General features: G+C 62.6%; 15 protein-coding genes. 10 read left to right on the forward strand and 5 right to left on the reverse strand.

The features are described from left to right. Positions 1-152: 152 nt before the first annotated feature. Positions 153-842: an OmpW/AlkL family protein gene (locus tag A7A08_RS02575; RefSeq protein ID WP_245290783.1), complete on the reverse strand. Its 690-nt coding sequence runs from the start codon at positions 840-842 to the stop codon at positions 153-155. Between the two features lie 369 nt (positions 843-1,211). On the opposite strand from A7A08_RS02575, the gene A7A08_RS02580 reads away from it, so the two are divergent. Beyond that, positions 1,212-1,856, forward strand: a complete 645-nt coding sequence (locus A7A08_RS02580; RefSeq protein WP_169822899.1) for a Crp/Fnr family transcriptional regulator — start codon at positions 1,212-1,214, stop codon at positions 1,854-1,856. A 30-nt stretch (positions 1,857-1,886) separates the two neighbouring features. Here the strand turns inward: A7A08_RS02580 and gyrA are convergent, their stop codons facing one another. Beyond that, positions 1,887-4,688, reverse strand: a complete 2,802-nt coding sequence (gene gyrA, locus A7A08_RS02585; RefSeq protein WP_069093950.1) for a DNA gyrase subunit A — start codon at positions 4,686-4,688, stop codon at positions 1,887-1,889. Positions 4,689-5,075: 387 nt separating this feature from the next. Between gyrA and A7A08_RS02590 the strand changes: the two genes are divergently transcribed. The 3 genes from A7A08_RS02590 (at position 5,076) to A7A08_RS02600 (ending at position 7,379) form a co-directional block, all read left to right on the forward strand. Further along, complete coding sequence (locus A7A08_RS02590) at positions 5,076-5,591, forward strand: PRC-barrel domain-containing protein (protein WP_069093951.1); 516 nt, start codon at positions 5,076-5,078, stop codon at positions 5,589-5,591. A 73-nt stretch (positions 5,592-5,664) separates the two neighbouring features. Then, the gene (locus tag A7A08_RS02595) at positions 5,665-6,627 is read left to right on the forward strand and encodes a cation diffusion facilitator family transporter (RefSeq protein WP_069093952.1); all 963 of its coding nucleotides are present in this window, start codon (positions 5,665-5,667) and stop codon (positions 6,625-6,627) included. A gap of 101 nt (positions 6,628-6,728) precedes the next feature. Beyond that, positions 6,729-7,379 (forward strand): YceI family protein, encoded by a 651-nt coding sequence (locus A7A08_RS02600; RefSeq protein ID WP_069093953.1) that lies wholly within the window; start codon positions 6,729-6,731, stop codon positions 7,377-7,379. A gap of 10 nt (positions 7,380-7,389) precedes the next feature. On the opposite strand, the gene A7A08_RS02605 is transcribed toward A7A08_RS02600, so the two are convergent. After that, entirely contained in the window at positions 7,390-8,553 is a 1,164-nt protein-coding gene (locus tag A7A08_RS02605) for an acyltransferase family protein (RefSeq protein ID WP_069093954.1), read from the reverse strand. Between the two features lie 196 nt (positions 8,554-8,749). Next, positions 8,750-9,232, reverse strand: a complete 483-nt coding sequence (locus tag A7A08_RS02610) for a single-stranded DNA-binding protein (protein ID WP_069093955.1) — start codon at positions 9,230-9,232, stop codon at positions 8,750-8,752. 341 nt (positions 9,233-9,573) lie between these two features. Here A7A08_RS02610 and A7A08_RS02615 point away from each other — a divergent pair, with 341 nt between their 5' ends. Continuing rightward, positions 9,574-10,191, forward strand: coding sequence for an MAPEG family protein (locus A7A08_RS02615; protein WP_069093956.1), 618 nt, complete (start codon positions 9,574-9,576; stop codon positions 10,189-10,191). A 136-nt stretch (positions 10,192-10,327) separates the two neighbouring features. On the opposite strand, the gene A7A08_RS02620 is transcribed toward A7A08_RS02615, so the two are convergent. Further along, positions 10,328-10,915 (reverse strand): DUF2585 domain-containing protein, encoded by a 588-nt coding sequence (locus tag A7A08_RS02620; protein WP_069093957.1) that lies wholly within the window; start codon positions 10,913-10,915, stop codon positions 10,328-10,330. A 107-nt stretch (positions 10,916-11,022) separates the two neighbouring features. On the opposite strand from A7A08_RS02620, the gene A7A08_RS02625 reads away from it, so the two are divergent. The 5 genes from A7A08_RS02625 (at position 11,023) to A7A08_RS02650 (ending at position 17,912) form a co-directional block, all read left to right on the forward strand. After that, positions 11,023-12,225, forward strand: coding sequence for an ATP-dependent DNA helicase (locus A7A08_RS02625; RefSeq protein ID WP_069093958.1), 1,203 nt, complete (start codon positions 11,023-11,025; stop codon positions 12,223-12,225). Next, entirely contained in the window at positions 12,174-12,587 is a 414-nt protein-coding gene (locus A7A08_RS02630; RefSeq protein WP_069093959.1) for a hypothetical protein, read from the forward strand. Before A7A08_RS02625 ends, A7A08_RS02630 begins: the two co-directional genes overlap by 52 nt. Before the next feature lie 296 nt (positions 12,588-12,883). After that, positions 12,884-15,700, forward strand: coding sequence for an excinuclease ABC subunit UvrA (uvrA, locus tag A7A08_RS02635; protein WP_245290806.1), 2,817 nt, complete (start codon positions 12,884-12,886; stop codon positions 15,698-15,700). Between the two features lie 381 nt (positions 15,701-16,081). After that, a complete protein-coding gene (locus tag A7A08_RS02645) occupies positions 16,082-17,020 on the forward strand; it encodes an anti-phage phospholipase (RefSeq protein WP_069093962.1) in 939 nt (312 codons plus the stop codon). Positions 17,021-17,030: 10 nt separating this feature from the next. After that, positions 17,031-17,912, forward strand: coding sequence for an anti-phage nucleotidyltransferase (locus tag A7A08_RS02650; protein WP_069093963.1), 882 nt, complete (start codon positions 17,031-17,033; stop codon positions 17,910-17,912).

Here is a 17,912-nt window from a genome sequence, read left to right on the forward strand (position 1 = left end):
GCGTGAGCGCCCTTCTAGCCGGGCGGAAGCCGTCTTCGCAAGACCGCATGGCGATTGTCGCCAACGGCACGGCGGTGGCGAGAAGGAAAAAGGCCCGGTGAGGCCGGGCCTTTCAGCGGTCTTGCTTCTTCGCGAGGGACCGTCTGAGCCGCCTAAAGCCCGCCGAGAACGTCGCTCAAATTGAAGCGATAGCCGACGCCGGCGGAAACGATCCACGGATCGAGGTCCACATCTCCGCTGATGCCGGTGCCCGTCCACTTCACGTCGGTGTCGATCCAGGTCTTCTTCACGTCGGCATTCAGGAACCAACCATTCCCCAAGGAATAATCCATGCCGAGCTGGAGGGTGAAGCCTAAGGCGTCGTCGATATCGACGCTGCTCGCACCGAGGAGGTTCGAGCCTTTGCCCTCGTCGAAAAAGGCGATGTATTGCAGGCCGACGCCCGCATAGGGCTGAAACTTGCCGCCCGGATTGAAATGATACTGGGCCGTCAACGCGGGCGGGAAGATCCACGTATCGGCGATCTCGCCGAGAGCGGCAATCGAGCCGGTGGCGTTCACGTCATGCTTTGCGAAGCAGCAGAATAGCTCCACGGCCAGGTTGTCGGTGAAGAAATAGGTCAGGGTCGCCGCTGGGATAATCTCGTCGCTCACCTCGGCGCCGGCGCCCGGAATGCGCCTGCCACCGGCGTAGACGGCCGCATCGGTCTCCGGAAGCACCCCCGTCACCAGCCCGCGCACCATGAAGTCGCCGTGGTCGTCGCCTGCTGCGGCAGGCTGAGCCATGATTCCAAGGGCTGCGAGCGCCAGAATTCCGATCGTAACGGTCTTGATTTTTTGCATTTCAGAGTCCCCAACGTCGCGTGAAGAGGCCCACGCGAATCCGTGTAACCGATCTATTTTTGTGACGATGGGCGGGGCCCCTACCAGCTCGGAGCGCCGGTCCTCGCTGATCCAGGTCAGCCGGAATCGGGATCGGCAGGAATCTGTTGCGCGGAAGCAACGCCCCCCGCGAGACCGCGTCGGAACGGCGGGAAACCGTCGAAAATGTCGCAGGTTGTATGTCGCCGGAGCGCCCGCGCATCCCCACTTTTATCTATAGGCAACGCTGAATGAGGGGGCGGCCCCCTGAAAACGAGAGCCGCGCGTGCTGAGATGAAACCGCTGAATTATGACGGTCTTCCGCCGTCACTTCTCGAAAAAGCATCCAAGATGACGACGCGTCCGGGCCAGAGCCTGGCGGCGACCATAGACGGTAGCGAAGCAGTCTACTTCGTCCGCTCAGGCGCCCTGATCCAGGAGGTCACCCTTGAGGGGGCGCACCGTCAGATTACCGAAATTCTCCATCCCGGCGGCCTTGTCCGCACGGGGTCATTGGCCGAAGGGATCACGAGCTTCATCGCCGTTCGCGCCGGAGAGCTTCTGCGGTTGCGGTGGCCGGTCTTCTCCGAGCTGATGGAGCGGAATCCGCAGATCTGCCGCTATTTCTGCCGAACCACGGCGCTCCAGGATGCGGCGAAGGCGATCCATATGGCGGCGCTGGGCCAGCTCGATACCCAGCAGCGACTCGCCACCTACCTGGTCGAGCTCGCCATGCGCAACGGCGTCCCATCGCGGGCCGGCGGCGTGGTCTTCGCCATGCCGCTGACGCGGGGGCAGATGGCCGATTATCTCGGGCTCAACGCAGATACCCTGTCACGCATCATGTCGGGTCTGCGGGCCAGAGGCCTGATCCGCCAGCAGCGCCAGAAGCGGACGGTGACCTGCCAGCTGGAAGCGCTGTCTGCGCTCACACCCGCGGCCGAAGCATTGGCGAAGCTGTTTGTCCGCGGGGTCTCGCTCCAGCCCCTTGGCTAGGGATTGGACCGTCGGCCCGGCCGGCGGCGCCTAGTCCTCGGACGGCCCCTCGTCCTCACTGGAATTGGTGTCGTCGGAATCGATGTCGTCATCCAGCTCGTCGATATCCCCGTTCTCGTCGCTTTCGACGTCGGCGGGGATGTGCTCGATGGAGACCACCTGCTCGTCGCTCGCGGTCGAGAATACCGTAACGCCCTGGGTCGAGCGGCCGACGATGCTGATATCGGTGACCGGCACGCGGATCAGCTGGCCGCGATTGGTGACCAGCATGATCTGATCGTCCTCCTCCACGGGGAAGGAGCGGATGAGATTACCGTTCCGCGCGTTGACGGTCATGGCGATGATGCCTTTGCCGCCGCGTCCCGAGGTCCGGTATTCGTAGGCGGATGTACGCTTGCCGAAGCCGTTCTCGGAAATGGTCAGGACGAACTGTTCGTGGGCGCTGAGCTCCGCATAGCGGTCCTGGGAGAGAACGACTTCTTCCTCGCTGCCCTCCTCCAGATCCGTTTCCGGCTCCATCTCGACACCGCCGCTCCGGATCTGCCGGGCTTGGCGGAGATAGGTCGCACGCTCGGCGGGGCTCGCCTCCACATGGGTCAGGATGGACATGGAAATCATGGCATCGCCCTTGGCGAGACGGATGCCGCGAACGCCGGTGGAGTCGCGCCCCTTGAAGACGCGCACATCGGTCACGGGGAAGCGGATCGCCTGGCCTTTCGCCGTAGTGAGCAGGACGTCCTGGGCCTCGCTGCAGGTATGGACGTCGACGATCCAGTCGCCCTCGTCCAGCTTCATGGCGATCTTGCCGTTCTGGCGCACCTCGACGAAATCGGACAGCTTGTTGCGACGGACGGCGCCGACATTGGTGGCAAACATCACGTCGAGATCTGCCCAGCTCTCCTCGTCCTCGGGGAGCGGCAGGATGCTGGTGATGTTCTCGTCCTTGCCCAACGGCAGCAGGTTCACCAACGCCTTACCGCGGGCCTGCGGAGCAGCGACCGGCAGACGCCAGACCTTCATCTTGTAGACCATGCCGCCGGAGGTGAAGAACAGGACCGGCGTATGGGTGCTGGCGATGAAGATGCGGGTGACGAAATCCTCGTCCCGGGTCGACATGCCCGACCGGCCCTTGCCGCCCCGGCGCTGAGCCCGGTAGGTGGAGAGCGGAACGCGCTTGATGTAGCCCTTGTGGGAGACGGTGACGACCATGTCCTCGCGGGCGATCAGGTCCTCGTCCTCGACCTCACCTTCCGCGTCCACGATCTCCGTCTTGCGGGGGGTATCGAACTGCTCGCGGATCTCTGCGAGCTCGTCCTTGACGATGCCGATGATGCGCGAGCGCGAACGCAGGATGTCGAGATATTCCTGGATCTCGGCGCCGAGCTTATGGAGCTCGCCGCCAACCTCATCGCGGCCCAGCGCGGTAAGCCGGTGGAGACGCAGATCGAGGATGGCGCGGGCCTGCTCCTCGGAAAGCTTGTAGGTCCCCTGCTCCGACACCTTGTGACGCGGATCGGCGATCAGCTCGACCAGCGGCGCGATATCGCGGGCCGGCCAATCGCGCTCCATCAACTGCTCGCGGGCCGTCGCCGGGTTCGGCGCATGGCGGATCAGCTTGATGATCTCGTCGATATTGGCCACCGCGATGGCGAGGCCAACCAAGACATGGGCGCGGTCGCGCGCCTTCTTCAGCAGGTACTTGGTGCGCCGCCCGACGACCTCCTCGCGGAAGTCCGTGAAGGCGGAGATCATGTCCTTCAGATTCAGCTGCTCGGGACGGCCGCCATTGAGGGCGACCAGATTGCAGCCGAAGGTGCTTTGCAGCGGCGAGAAGCGATAGAGCTGGTTCAGAACCACGTCGGCCATGGCGTCGCGCTTCAGCTCGATGACGACCCGCATGCCCTGGCGGTCGGACTCGTCGCGGATGTCGGAGATCCCCTCGATGCGCTTCTCGCGCACGAGATCGGCGATCTTTTCGATCATCGAGGCCTTGTTCACCTGGTAGGGGATCTCGGAAATGATCAGCGCTTCGCGGTCGCCCTTGCCGACGGTCTCGGTGGAGACCCGGCCGCGCATGACGACGGAGCCCCTACCCTTGTGATAGGCGGAGCGGATGCCGGTGCGGCCCAGAATGATGCCGCCGGTCGGGAAGTCGGGACCGGGGATAAACTCGATCAGCTCCTCGATGGTGATGGCCGGGTTGTCGAGATGGGCCACGCAGGCGTCGATCACCTCGCCCAGATTGTGGGGCGGGATATTGGTCGCCATGCCCACGGCGATGCCGCCGCCGCCGTTGACCAGAAGGTTCGGGAACTTGGCCGGCAGGACGGTCGGCTCGCGCTCGCGGCCGTCGTAGTTGTCCTGGAAATCGACGGTATCCTTGTCGAGATCGTCGAGGAGCGACATTGCCGGCTTGGCGAGCCGCACCTCGGTATAGCGTTCGGCCGCGGGCGGGTCGCCGTCCACGGAGCCGAAATTGCCCTGGCCGTCGAGCAGCGGCAGGCGCATGGAGAATTCCTGGGCCAGGCGAACGAGGGCGTCGTAGATCGCCTGGTTGCCATGGGGGTGGTACTTACCCATGGTGTCGCCGGTGACGCGGGCCGATTTGTTGTACGGCCGGTCCGGCGTGTAGTTGTTCTGGTACATCGAATACAGAATGCGTCGATGCACCGGCTTCAGTCCGTCGCGCACGTCGGGCAGCGCACGGCTGACGATGACGCTCATCGCATAGTCCAGATAGGACCGCTTCATCTCATCGATGAGCGAGATCGGATGAATGTCGGAGGGGTCTCCGGATCCTTCCGGCGATTCCGTCTTGTCGTCGTCAGTCAATGGCTGAAAACCGTTCGGCTGAAAGGCGGGAATAAGCGGCGGGTCGCGAAGCGCGACGAGACACGCTCTGCAACCGTGAAATAGCGGCGCTTCTAGCGTGCCCTGTATAGCCGATTTGACGCTTCTACCGCAACTCTTCGAACCGTCATTTGCCGGCCTCTTTTTCGGCGTTTTCTCTAAATTATTTCAGGGACTTGCCGAATCGTCAGGGGACCCGCTCAAGGCGGCCGCCAACGGCTCGGCATACGCGGATCGAAACGCGGCGTCACTTTGTCAGAATGCGGAACGATTCTGTTCAGGCGGCGTTGCACCGCTTGATCCGCAAGGAGACACTAAACCCATATTCCAGGGCATCTCACTGTCCCGACAATTGCGGAGATAAGATTTATGAAGCGCATCCTCATCGGCACGATCGCCGGCATTTTCATGACCGCCGGCCCGGCCTTGGCCCAGGACGAGAGCAGCGAGCCGGTCGCGCCGCCCCATCCGACGGAGACCATGGAGCAGTCGCAGACGGCCGGCCAGGTCAACGGCGTTCCGGCCAAGACGGCCCGCTTCATCACAGAGCAGTCGCCGACCGATGCGCTGGCCAGCGATCTCATCGGCAAGCCGGTGCTGAACCCGGCCCGGGAAACCGTCGGCCAGATCAACGATATCATCGGCGGGGCCGACGGGAAGATCCGCGGCGTGGTCATCGGCGTGGGCGGCTTCCTCGGCATTGGCGAGAAGAACGTCGCCGTCCAGTATGACGACGTGGTGGTCTCGCGGAACGAGGAGAACGGCAAGATCGAGATCATGGCGAATCTGACGAAGGAGACGCTGAGCGCCGCTCCGGCGTATCGCACCCTGGAAGAGCAGAGCGTGGTGCGGGGCGAGGACGGAGAGGTCAAGCGCACCTATTGAGGCACGTCCGGCGAGGCGCCGCACGTCAACGCCCCACGGGCTGAGGGGCTGAGATCAACGGAGGGGCAACAACATGGCCACCGGTTCGCATAAGGTCATCTATGCGGCGCTCGGCGCCAATCTCATCATCGCAATCAGCAAGTTCGGCGGGGCGCTTTATACCGGGTCTTCCGCCATGTTCTCCGAAGCGGTGCACTCGGTGGTGGATACGGGGAACCAGGGGCTGCTTCTGCTCGGCATGAAGCGGTCCCAGCGCCCGCCCGACCGCCACCATCCCTTCGGCTATGGCGCGGAGGTCTTCTTCTGGGCCTTCGTGGTCGCCATCCTGATCTTCGCCGTCGGCGCGGGCATCTCGTTCTACGAGGGCGTGATCAAGCTCATCGAACCTCACCCGATCACCAACGCCTATGTGAACTACATCATCCTCGCGGTCGCGATGGGGTTCGAGGCGACCGCGTGGTTCATCGCCTATCGCGAATTCCGCGGCGCGCAGGACAAGCACCGGCCGTTCCGCTTCGTCCGGGCCGTGCGGCAATCGAAAGATCCGACGGTATTCACGGTGCTTTTCGAGGACACCGCCGCCCTGCTCGGTCTGGTCGCGGCGCTGACGGGCGTCTTCCTCAGCGACGTCTACGGGATCGCCTGGGCCGACGGCGTGGCGTCTCTCGTGATCGCGGCCATCCTGGCGGGCGCTGCGATCCTGCTGGCCTACGAGACCAAGGGTCTTTTGATCGGCGAAGCGGCGAGCCGGACGGTGACCACCAGCATCTGCGAGATCGTCGAGTCCTCGCCCAACGTTCTCCATCTCAACGAGATCAGGACCATGCATCTGGCGCCGCAGGAGATCCTCCTCGCCCTGAGCATCGATTTCTCCGACGAGATGAGCTCGGCGGAGGTGGAAGAGGCGGTGAGCCAGCTGGAGATGAAGATCAAGAAGGCGCACCCCATGGTGACCCGGATCTTCATCGAGGTGCAGTCGGAGCGCCGGCACGAGCAATTCGCCGCAGAGGAGCGGAAGGCTCGCGCGGAGTCTTGAAGGCCGTCCCGTCTCCGCCCACGTGGCGACTGTCCCCAGCCCGAACCTTTGCGGCCTGGCCGCAGGTGGGCTCACGTCAGCATCCCCAACAAGGAGACCCTATGCGCAAGGCTCTGCTCGCTTTCCTCTTTTCCCTTTCCCTCGGCTTGTCCTCTGTCCTGCCCCTGGCGGTCTCGCCTGCCCAGGCGGCCGAGTACACTCTCGACCCGACCCATACCCAGGTGCGCTTTTCCTGGCACCATTTCGGGTTCTCCGTACCCGAGGCGAATTTCAACGAGGTCACCGGCACGCTTAATGTCGACGACGAGGACCCGAGCACGGCGGCGCTGTCGGTCACCATCCCGGTCAAGAGCATCGACACTCATGTGCCGCTGCTGAACGAGCACCTCCTCACCAAGCCCGAGTATTTCCAGGTCGAAGAGCATCCCGACATCACGTTCGAGAGCAAAGAGATCCGCAATGTCAGCGAGGACGGAAAGCGCTTCCAGGTCGTCGGCACGCTCACGGTGAACGGGATCGCCAAGCAGGTCGTGCTCAACAGCGAGCTGAACAAGAAGGGCCCGCATCCCATGTATGACGGCGCGCCGGCGGCGGGATTCAATGCGACCACCACTCTAAAGCGTTCCGATTTCGGGATGGACGCTTACGTGCCCAATGTAAGCGACGAGATGGAGGTGCGCATCACGGCGGAAGCCATTGCGGCGGACGCCTATGCCAAGAAGCTCGAAGCGCGGAAAGCCCAACAGGAGTAGGAGCCCCGGTTCACGATCCCTTGGATTCCTGCGGGTCGAGCCCCGGCTTGCGCCGGCCGCCGCGCCATCCGTCGAGCCGCCCCCGAACGCTGGTGGCGAGGGATGCGGCGCGCCGGCTGGTCGCTTCCTTCCGCTCGAGAGCGGGATGCTCCACCAGGTGCCAGGAGAGCGCGGCGATCCCGAGGGTCACGGGGAAGCTGAGGACGAACAGCGCAGGCGCGGCGATGCCGGGCATGAGGGTGACGATGGTCTGCTGAATCGGCCAGCAGAGGATGTAGAGGCCGTAGGAGTAATCGCCGAGACGGTTGAAGCTGCGGATCGGGCCGCCCGGCACGAGGGCCACCCAGACAACGCCATAGGCCAAGGCCAGGCGGAAGGTGAACTCCGCAATGGACGTCTGGCTGGTCGCCGCCGCAACCACGGCGAGGCCGACGAGCCACAGCAGATTGAGGCGGATGCGGTCGGCGAAGACATAGATCGCGCCGCCCAGGAAAAAGCTGAGACCGAACCGGGCGAGACTGTCGATGGCGGCCATCTGCCCGCGCAGATCCGTCCCGAACGTCACCAACAGATACGCGGCAAGCAGGGCTGCGAGGGTGTAGACGATACGGCGATCGAGCAGCGCGCCGACGAGAGCTAGTCCGCCCAGGATGGCATAGCAGACGGCTTCGTAGCGCAGGGTCCAGAGAGGCGAGTTCACGACCCCCTCCTCCCGGACGGTTCCGAACACGCCCGGCAAGGTCTCCGAGTGGCTGACCAGAAGACCGGTGAGGGGCGCATAGAGCCAGGTCTTCAGATCACCGAAATATTCGGAGAGACTCCGGTCACTGATCAGCGGACCGAGCACGAAAGCGGTCAGCAGGCAAACGGCAAGCAGTGCCGGGAACAGCCGCAGGACCCGGGCGACGGTGAAATCCAGCACCGTCGGGCGGGTGAGAACGCTCCTCGTGACCAGGAAGCCGGAGACGACGAAGAAGACGTCCACGGCGATGCGTCCGAGGGGTACCGCGTGCAGATCGAAGGAGAACGGTCCTAGGGTCAGCACCCGGGGATCCCCGGTCCCTGCCAGAGCGACCGCGTGATCCAGCATGACCACGGTGGCGGCCAGGAAGCGGATCAGGTTGAAGTTGTTGTCCCGGCCCGACATGCGCTCGGCGACGGTCGCCGACGACAACAGCCGGTTTTCGCGAGCGCTTTGAGATCGGATCGGGTCCATTACGCATCTTAACGTTTGGGCCGGCGACCGATCAGCTTGAATCGAATCAGAGTTAAATCTTCCCGCGGCGCTTAGAACTTTGGCAGCGCCGATATCCGGTGGGGGCACAGGCGGCCCCTGCACCAAAATCGCGCTTGGACGCTAGCCTGGAGCGCTAGAACGGGATCTCGTCGTCCAGTTCCTTGTCGTAGGATCCGCCGCCCAGCGCGCTGGTGCGGCCGAAATCGCCATCGTCGGACGACCGTCCGCCCGAGCCGCCGCCACTGTCGCTCATGCCGCCGCCCTGGCGGCCGTCCAGCATGGTCAGGGCCGAGTTGAAGCCTTGGAGCACCACTTCGGTGGAATAGCGTTCCTGGCCCGACTGATCTTCCCACTTCCGGGTCTGCAGCTGGCCTTCCAGATAAACCTTCGAGCCCTTGCGCAGATATTGCTCGGCAATGCGGCACAGCCCTTCGTTGAAGATCACCACCCGGTGCCATTCGGTACGCTCGCGGCGCTCCCCCGAATTCTTGTCGCGCCAACTATCGCTGGTGGCGACCCGCAGATTCGCGATGGGGCGCCCGTCCTGGGTATGACGAATCTCCGGATCGGCACCGAGATTGCCGATCAAAATTACCTTGTTCACCGATCCGGCCATTGACTAACCCTCCGTCCTGCTCACTCGATCGTTGCCGATCGTTACGCTTTCGAGCGATCCTTCGCTCTCGACCATTGCTTGCGACCCTAGCCCGCGGCGGGTGCGCTCCGCCAGAGCCCCCGGCAGTCGTCCACAGGCAGTCGGCGCCGCTCTCCCTCGCGCGGAAAGAGCAATGTACTCTTTTTGTTCTTGTGCGTCCAGAGGCCGTAAACCGTACCGTTGCCCCGCGAGGGTAATATGCCTTATGAAACGCCAGCCCATGCTCGTCGCTTATGGACTATGGAGGTCCTTGCGTGAGACCTCGAGCCAACGGCACAAGCCGCTCCGAGAAGAGGAAAAGAATGCAGCGTACTGCGCACCCGAACCTGTCTGCCGCCCATCTTAAGAAGCGCAGACGGCAGGACCCGCGAGTCAAATATTTCGGCTTCACGTGGCGGCAATGGGAATTCCTGTTCGTCCTCGTCGGAAACTGGGTCTTCGCCCTCGCCTTCCTGATCATCTGCAAGCTGGTCTGGGACTGGGAGCCCACCCAATGGCAGACGACCGGCGACAAGATCGGCCTGGTGATCAAGGATTCGGTGTTCGCGATCCTGCCGGGCGTCATCGGCATCTGCATCGTGGCGGCGCAGCGGCTCAACCCGAACATGTTCGTGGGCCAGATGGCGAAGCCGAACTCCTCGCTCGACATCAACACGCGGTTCATCCTGAACACGTTCGAGCAGTTCACCGCCTATTTCATCGCCCATGCGGCCCTCGCGATCTATTCGCCGGCTTCGGAAGCCCGCACGGTGGTGATCCTGACCGCCCTGTTTGTGCTCGGCCGTATCCTGTTCTGGATCGGCTACCACAAGAACCCGCATCTGCGGGCCTTCGGCTTCGGGCTCACCTTCTACCCGACCGTGGCCGCGTATTTCTGCCTCATCGTCTACATGACAACGGGCATCCGGGTTCCGCTCTAGGGGCGGAAGACACCGTGAGCCGGTCCTGCCGGCGAACGCCGGCATCCAGCCAAACGCGCATAGACCCGCGTCTGGATCCCGGCTTTCGCCGGGATGACGCCGTGCTCGGAGCGCCCTAGCGGGCCTGCATCCCACGCTACGCGCCGGGCTGGAACGCTCCGGCCTGCCATTCCTTGATCCAGTCGAGGGGCCAAAGGAGCATCACCACGTTCAGGGTGAGGTTGTCGCGGATCATCACGCCGGTGAACAGCTCCAGGGCCACCGCGACGGTCACGGTGAGCCAGACAGGCCATTTCGAAGCCAGCCAAAAGCCGAGCACCATGGCCAGAATGTCCATCACTGAATTGACGACGCTGTCGCCATAGTAATCCAGCGCGATGGTCGCTTCCCGATAGCGCTCGATGACCGTATCGGTGTTCTCGGAGATCTCCCAGGCGCACTCCACCAGCAGCGCCAGAATCAGCCGCGCGCCGAAGGAGAGGCGCCGGCCGAACACCAGCCAGAGCAGCCCGTAGAACACGAAGCCGTGGATCACGTGGGATGGCGTGTACCAATCCGTAAGGTGCTGGGAGTTCTCCGAGCTCACCACCTCGCCATGCCAGAGCTTCACGTAGCCGCATTTGCAGATGGGCACGCGGCCCATGGAGAGCAGAATGGCGGCGGTCGCTAGCACGATGCCGATGGCGGCGACGAGATAGACTGTCTGTTGGCGTGTGAGTCGCATGGCGTGGGAGTGTGGCTGAACGCTCCACGCCGCGCTACGGCCTTTCGCGCGGGCGTCCTGCCCCCTATCCTCCCTTATCCACCACTACCCCGAATCCCGGACCGACCATGAAGCAGACCCAAGCCCTGGCGCTGATGAAGACCGGCATGAGCGTTTTCCTCACCGGGCAGCCGGGGAGCGGCAAGACCCATACGGTGAACCGCTATATCGCCGCCCTGCGCCAGGCGAAGATCCCGGTGGCCTACACCGCCTCGACGGGGATCGCGGCCACCCACGGCAACGGCATCACCATCCATGCCTGGAGCGGCATTGGCGTGAACAGCTCGCTGAGTCGTCGCGACCTGGACCGGATCGCGGCCAATCGCCGGGTGGCGTCGCGGATCGAGAAGTCTCGGGTGCTGATCATCGACGAGATTTCGATGCTGCCGGCGTACGCCCTGGACCTGGTGGATGCGGTCTGCCGCCATGTGCGGAAGAACCCAGCCCCGTTCGGCGGGCTTCAGGTCATTCTCGTGGGCGATTTCTTCCAGCTTCCGCCGGTGGTGCGCCGGGAGGCAAACGACGCCTCCCTGTTTGGCGACATGGCGGAGACCGGACCCGTCTTCGCCTATGGCTCCGCCGCCTGGCGGGATCTCAGCCCGACGGTCTGCTATCTCTCAGAGCAGCATCGCCAGAGCGACCGCGAATTCCTCGATCTGCTGTCGGCGATCCGCCGCAATGACTGCGCGCAGCCGCATCGCGCGATCCTCGACCGGCGCACCATCGCCCGGGACGAATTCCCTGCCGATTGCACGCGGCTGTTCACCCACAACGCCGCCGTGGACGAGATCAACGGCCGTGAGCTGCGGAAGCTTCCAGGCGACGCGAAGCGCTTCCCCATGCACGCTACGGGACCGGAGGTGTTCGTGAACACCTTGAAGCGCGGCTGCCTGTCGCCGGAGCAGCTGGTGCTGAAGGAAGGCGCGGTGGTGATGTTCACCAAGAACGATCCCGGCCTGCGTTTCGTGAACGGGACGCTCGGCGAGGTGATCTCCTTCGACGACGAGACCGGCAATCCGATGATCCGCATGCGGTCCGGCAAGATGATCGTCGCCGAACCGACCAAGTGGAAGATCGACGAGAACGGCAAGGAGCGGGCGTCCATCACCCAGCTGCCGCTCCGGCTCGCCTGGGCCATGACCGTGCACAAGAGCCAGGGCATGTCGCTGGATGCCGCGGTGATCGACCTCTCCCGGGCCTCGAATACGGCCAAGGCTACGTGGCCCTCTCCCGACTGCGGGGTCTCGCCGGGCTTCACCTGCTGGGGCTGAACGCCCGCGCACTGCAGGTTCACCCGGCGGCGGTGGAGCAGGACGAGGCCTTTCAAGCCCTGTCCCAAACGGCGCTGCAGGCCGCCCAGGAGGCAGGTTCGGAGGCGATCGCCGCGAAGCAGCGGGACTTCCTGGCCGACGCCCTGGAGGCGGCGGAGGCCGCCCAGTCCGCTGCCTCGCCCCAGGTCGCGGCTGCCCGGGCCGACGGTCATAAGAAGGCTTATGCGCCGTGGAGCGAGGACGAGGAGCAGGCCCTTATCCGACGTCACGAGGCCGGCGAGACCGTGGCCGCCATCGCCGCCGCCCATGGCCGGAAACCCGGCGCCATCCGGTCGCGTTTAAAGAAGCTGGAGCTGATTTAGGACGTTCTGGTGTCATGCCCGGCCTTGTGCGGGGATTCATGAACCGTACCCGATCTTTGATTCTGTGGTCATGGATCACCGGGACAAGCCCGGTGATGACGCCGAGTAAGGAGCAGCCGTCCATCAAGCCATCGCACCCCTCTTGTTCCTTTGGATAGACGCGCTTATCCCTTGTGAAAGCCTTGTGGCCCCCCGACATTGGTGCTCATGACATCCAAGACCCTTTCCGTGCGCGCGCGCGGGAACACAACCTGAAAAACGTGACCCTGGAGCTGCCGCGGGAAGGCCTCGTGGTGATGACCGGCCTGTCCGGCTCCGGCAAGTCGTCCCTCGCCTTCGATACGATCTATGCCGAAGGACAGCGGCGCTACGTGGAGTCTCTCTCGGCTTATGCGCGCCAGTTCCTGGACATGATGCAGAAGCCGGATGTGGACTCCATCGAGGGGCTGTCGCCGGCGATCTCCATCGAGCAGAAGACCACCTCGAAGAACCCGCGCTCCACGGTCGGCACGGTCACCGAGATCTACGACTATATGCGGCTGCTGTTCGCGCGGGTGGGCGTGCCCTATTCGCCGGCCACGGGGCTGCCCATCGAGAGCCAGACCGTCAGCCAGATGGTGGACAAGGTGCTGGAGCTCGAGGAAGGCACGCGGCTCTATCTGCTGGCACCGATCGTGCGCGGCCGCAAGGGCGAGTACAAGAAGGAGCTGGCGGAGCTCCTGAAGAAGGGCTTCCAGCGGGTGAAGATCGACGGCGAATTCCACGAGATCGCCGATGCCCCTGCCCTGGACAAGAAGTTCAAGCACGACATCGACGTGGTGGTGGATCGCATCGTGGTGCGCGACGACATGGCGACCCGGCTGGCGGACTCCTTCGAGACGGCGCTGGCCTTGTCGGACGGGATCGCCGTGGGCGAGTTCGCCGACCGCAAGGACGAGAAAGGCGAGCCCGAGCGGCTGATCTTCTCCTCCCGCTTCGCCTGCCCAGTCTCCGGCTTCACCATCGAAGAGATCGAGCCGCGGCTGTTCTCCTTCAACAACCCGTTCGGCGCCTGCCCGGCCTGCGACGGGCTCGGCACGGAACTCACCTTCGAGGCGGACCTCGTCGTGCCCGACGAAAGCCTGAGCCTCGACCGCGGCGCCATCACCGCCTGGGCGCGCACCGGCGCCTCCTCCCCCTATTACCAGCAGACGCTGGAGGCCATCGCCAAGCACTACAAGCAGCGCATGACGACGCCCTGGAAGGATCTGCCGGAGGAGTTCCGCGCCGTGCTGCTGTTCGGCTCCGGCGACGAGGAGATCACCTTCACCTATGACGACGGGGTGCGGCGCTATTCGACCAGCAAGCCGTTCGAGGGCGTCATCACCAATATCGACCGGCGCTGGCGCGAGACGGAGAGCAACTGGGTGCGCGACGAGCTCTCCCGCTACCAGTCGAGCCAGCCCTGCCAGGTCTGCAACGGCTACCGGCTCAAGCCTCAGGCGCTCGCGGTCAAGATCGCCGGCATGCATATCGGCGAGGTCTCGGACATGTCGATCCGCCAGGCGAACAAATGGTTCGACCAGGTGGGCGACACCCTGACGCCTCAGAAGAAGGAGATCGCCAGCCGCATCCTGAAGGAGATCCGCGAGCGGCTGCGCTTCCTGAACGATGTCGGCCTCGACTATCTCACCCTGTCGCGCGGCTCGGGCACATTATCGGGCGGCGAAAGCCAGCGCATTCGCCTCGCCTCCCAGATCGGCTCCGGCCTCACCGGCGTTCTCTACGTGCTGGACGAGCCGTCCATCGGCCTGCATCAGCGGGACAACGCGCGCCTCCTGGAGACCCTGAAGGCCTTACGCGATCTCGGCAACTCGGTGATCGTGGTGGAGCATGACGAGGACGCGATCCTCGAGGCCGACTATGTGGTGGATATGGGCCCCGGCGCTGGCATCCATGGCGGCCAGGTGGTCTCGGAAGGCACGCCGGCCGAGATCATGGCCGACCCGAACAGCCTCACCGGTCAGTACCTCACCGGCATGAAGCAGATCCCCCTGCCGAAGAAGCGGCGGGAGCCCGGCCGGAAGAAGGTCTCGGTCAAGGGTGCGCGGGAGAACAACCTCAAGAACGTTTCCGCCGACATTCCCCTCGGCCTCTTCACCTGCGTCACCGGCGTCTCGGGCGGCGGCAAGTCCACCTTCCTGATCGAGACCCTCTACCGCGCCGTGGCCCGCAAGCTCACCGGCGCGCGCGAGATCCCCGGCGCCCATGACAAGATCGAAGGGCTGGAGCATCTCGACAAGGTCATCGATATCGACCAGAGCCCGATCGGCCGCACGCCGCGCTCCAACCCGGCGACCTACACCGGCGCCTTCACGCCGATCCGCGAATGGTTCTCCGAGCTGCCCGAAGCCAAGGCGCGCGGCTACAAGCCCGGGCGCTTCTCCTTCAACGTGAAGGGCGGGCGCTGCGAGGCCTGCCAGGGCGACGGGCTGATCAAGATCGAGATGCACTTCTTGCCTGACGTCTTCGTCACCTGCGATGTCTGCAAGGGCAAGCGCTATAACCGCGAGACGCTGGACATCAAGTTCAAGGGCAAGTCCATCGCCGACGTGCTCGACATGACGGTGGAGGAAGCCGCCGACTTCTTCAAGGCGGTGCCGGTGATAAGGGACAAGCTGGAGACCCTGAAGCGGGTCGGCCTCGGCTATATCCATGTGGGCCAGCAGGCGACGACGCTTTCTGGCGGCGAGGCCCAGCGCATCAAGCTCTCGCGCGAGCTCTCCAAGCGCGCCACGGGCCGCACCCTCTATATCCTCGACGAGCCGACCACGGGCCTGCATTTCCACGACGTGGCGAAGCTCCTGGAGGTGCTGCACGAGCTGGTGAACCAGGGGAACACCGTCGTCGTCATCGAGCATAATCTGGAGGTGATCAAGACCGCCGACTGGATCCTAGACCTCGGCCCGGAAGGCGGCGACGGCGGCGGCCGCATCGTGGCCGAAGGCACGCCGGAGCAAGTCGCCAAGGTCCCGGAGAGCTATACGGGGCAGTATCTGAAGGAGCTGCTCGGCCGGCGGAAGAAGACCGGGAGTGCCGCGGCGAAGGCGGGTGCGGCTGAGGCGGCGGAGTGATCCTTTCATCGGGATGGATTTACACGCGGTGTTTGATACTATGAATTTTGCTCGGATAAATTGAACGGTAGAATCGGTTTGAGCCGATTGAACTACAGCCTACGGACCCAGACAGTGGGAGGGACAATGAACCTGTACAGGTTGGGCTGTTGGCGCCCGAATGACGCTTTGGAGAGCGAGCCGCGCGTAGCGCTGGTGGCTGCGGCTTCCGCGAGCGATGCTGTTGAAGTTTGCCACAAGAGCTTGGGCTTGGAAGTCTACGCGAAAATTGAGGTCTTGGACGCTATGGAATCTAACGACGATTCCGGGGCCGTTCCCTCAGGACCTGCTCGGGTGATCGGCTTCGAGGGAGATCGAGCCGGCACCTGGAAATAAGCGGATATGTCTGATCCGTCTTCCAACACACTTTGCCGCGTACTCAGCCTCGATGGCGGCGGAGCCAAGGGCTTCTACACTCTTGGGGCGTTGAAAGAGATCGAAGCCCTAGCGGACACAGGATTGTATGAGAAGTTCGATTTGGTATTTGGCACGTCAACGGGCGCAATCATCGCGAGTATGGTGGCGTTAGGCTATTCGGTCGATGAAGTGCTTTGTTACTACCGTGAACACGTCGTCGAGGTCATGGGAAGATGGCTGCCTTTTCGAAAGTCTGCTGCACTCCAAGAACTTTCGGAACGGATCTATGGCGACCGGAGGTTTGATTCCTTCAAGACTGACGTGGGCATTGTCTGCACGCGCTGGGACTTCGAGCGCCCAATGATCTTCAAGACGAGTTCCAAGCAAGCATACGCTGGAGCGGGGACATTCGTACCCGGTTTTGGATGCACCATCGGCGATGCCGTTGTCGCTTCATGTTCAGCTTATCCCTTCTTTACCAGAAAGGTGGTGACGACTAGTCGAGGAGAAAGAATAGAACTCGCCGACGGGGGCTACTGCGCGAATAACCCCGCTCTATACGCCATCTCCGATGCCACTGAGTCGCTGGGTGCAGCGCGTCACGAAGTACGCGTCGTGAGTATCGGGGTCGGTGAATATCCGGCACCAAGGAAGAGTTGGCTCAGCGTAATGCGTTGGATTGGCTACCTCCCGTCGGTCCGACTCCTACAAAAGTCACTAGAGATAAATACGCAGTCGATGGATCAACTCCGTAGGGTGCTTTTTCTAGAAGTGCCAACCATCCGCATCAATAACCGCTATACACAGCCAGAATTGGCGACAGATATTTTCGAAGCCGACCTATCTAAGTTAGATCTTCTCTGGCAACGAGGCAGAGACTCCGCACGTGAAGTTGAATCCGAACTGAAGAATTTTTTGGGCTAGGAGAGCTGCCATGGCAATCGCCGAGGCACGATTGGAGAGGTGGTCAAAGCAAGGTAAGACCGGACAGTTTACTGATACTTACAAGTCCTTTCGCACCCACTTAATGGATAAATCAGCGATATATCCTGTGACTGATTGCGAGGTGTTTTTGCAAGGCTCGTATGCGAATAGCACTAATGTATGGGCGGATAGCGACGTCGATATCGTGCTCAAACATAACGGAGCCTTTTATTTCGATATAAGCGGCTTACCACAACAAGAGAAACAGGCCTTCAACGTGCGCTTCTCGTCGAACGCAAGTTACGGCTACTTCGACTTCAAGGCCGACGCGGAAAAATGGGTCAACCAGCTCTTTAGTGGAGTGCGCCTAGGTAACAAGGCGGTTTCCATCTTAGGCAACAATAGCCGGAGAGATGTTGACGTGCTTATAGCGCAGCAATTTCGCCACTACTACTCCACCACGCTCGGTAACTACAGTTTTCACGAAGGCCTCGCCTTTTATGCGAACGGTCGACGGATTGTGAACTTCCCTAAGCAGCACATTGAGAACTGCACGGCCAAGCACCAAGCCACTAACCAAAATTTCAAACGCATTGTTCGTGTATACAAGAATTTGCGCAACGAGATGATTGAAACGGGTTTTCTGGCGAAAGGCATTGCTCCATCATATTTTCTCGAGGGAATGCTCTACAATGTCCCTAATGAGATATTTTCCGGTACATACACTGATATGTTGGTGAATTGCTTCAATTGGCTAGTGCAGGCTGATAGAACCAAGTTGACCTGTGCGAACGAATTGCACTGGCTTGTAAGAGACGGCTCCCCGACATCATGGCCAATTGCGAACTTTACCGCATTTTTTGGTGCAGCTAGACAATTCTGGGAAAATTAG

The sequence above is a fragment of the Methyloligella halotolerans genome, assembly GCF_001708935.1.
Lineage (GTDB): Bacteria > Pseudomonadota > Alphaproteobacteria > Rhizobiales > Methyloligellaceae > Methyloligella > Methyloligella halotolerans.

What these genes read in the sequence shown, in the direction of transcription:
- uvrA (WP_245290806.1), top strand. Translation starts at nt 12,884, where the DNA reads ATGACCGGCCTGTCCGGCTCCGGCAAGTCGTCCCTCGCCTTCGATACG.
- A7A08_RS02595 (WP_069093952.1), top strand. Translation starts at nt 5,665, where the DNA reads ATGGCCACCGGTTCGCATAAGGTCATCTATGCGGCGCTCGGCGCCAAT.
- A7A08_RS02610 (WP_069093955.1), bottom strand. Translation starts at nt 9,232, where the DNA reads ATGGCCGGATCGGTGAACAAGGTAATTTTGATCGGCAATCTCGGTGCC.
- A7A08_RS02645 (WP_069093962.1), top strand. Translation starts at nt 16,082, where the DNA reads ATGTCTGATCCGTCTTCCAACACACTTTGCCGCGTACTCAGCCTCGAT.
- A7A08_RS02625 (WP_069093958.1), top strand. Translation starts at nt 11,023, where the DNA reads ATGAAGCAGACCCAAGCCCTGGCGCTGATGAAGACCGGCATGAGCGTT.
- A7A08_RS02620 (WP_069093957.1), bottom strand. Translation starts at nt 10,915, where the DNA reads ATGCGACTCACACGCCAACAGACAGTCTATCTCGTCGCCGCCATCGGC.
- A7A08_RS02590 (WP_069093951.1), top strand. Translation starts at nt 5,076, where the DNA reads ATGAAGCGCATCCTCATCGGCACGATCGCCGGCATTTTCATGACCGCC.
- A7A08_RS02600 (WP_069093953.1), top strand. Translation starts at nt 6,729, where the DNA reads ATGCGCAAGGCTCTGCTCGCTTTCCTCTTTTCCCTTTCCCTCGGCTTG.
- A7A08_RS02575 (WP_245290783.1), bottom strand. Translation starts at nt 842, where the DNA reads ATGCAAAAAATCAAGACCGTTACGATCGGAATTCTGGCGCTCGCAGCC.
- A7A08_RS02615 (WP_069093956.1), top strand. Translation starts at nt 9,574, where the DNA reads ATGCAGCGTACTGCGCACCCGAACCTGTCTGCCGCCCATCTTAAGAAG.
- A7A08_RS02650 (WP_069093963.1), top strand. Translation starts at nt 17,031, where the DNA reads ATGGCAATCGCCGAGGCACGATTGGAGAGGTGGTCAAAGCAAGGTAAG.
- A7A08_RS02580 (WP_169822899.1), top strand. Translation starts at nt 1,212, where the DNA reads ATGACGACGCGTCCGGGCCAGAGCCTGGCGGCGACCATAGACGGTAGC.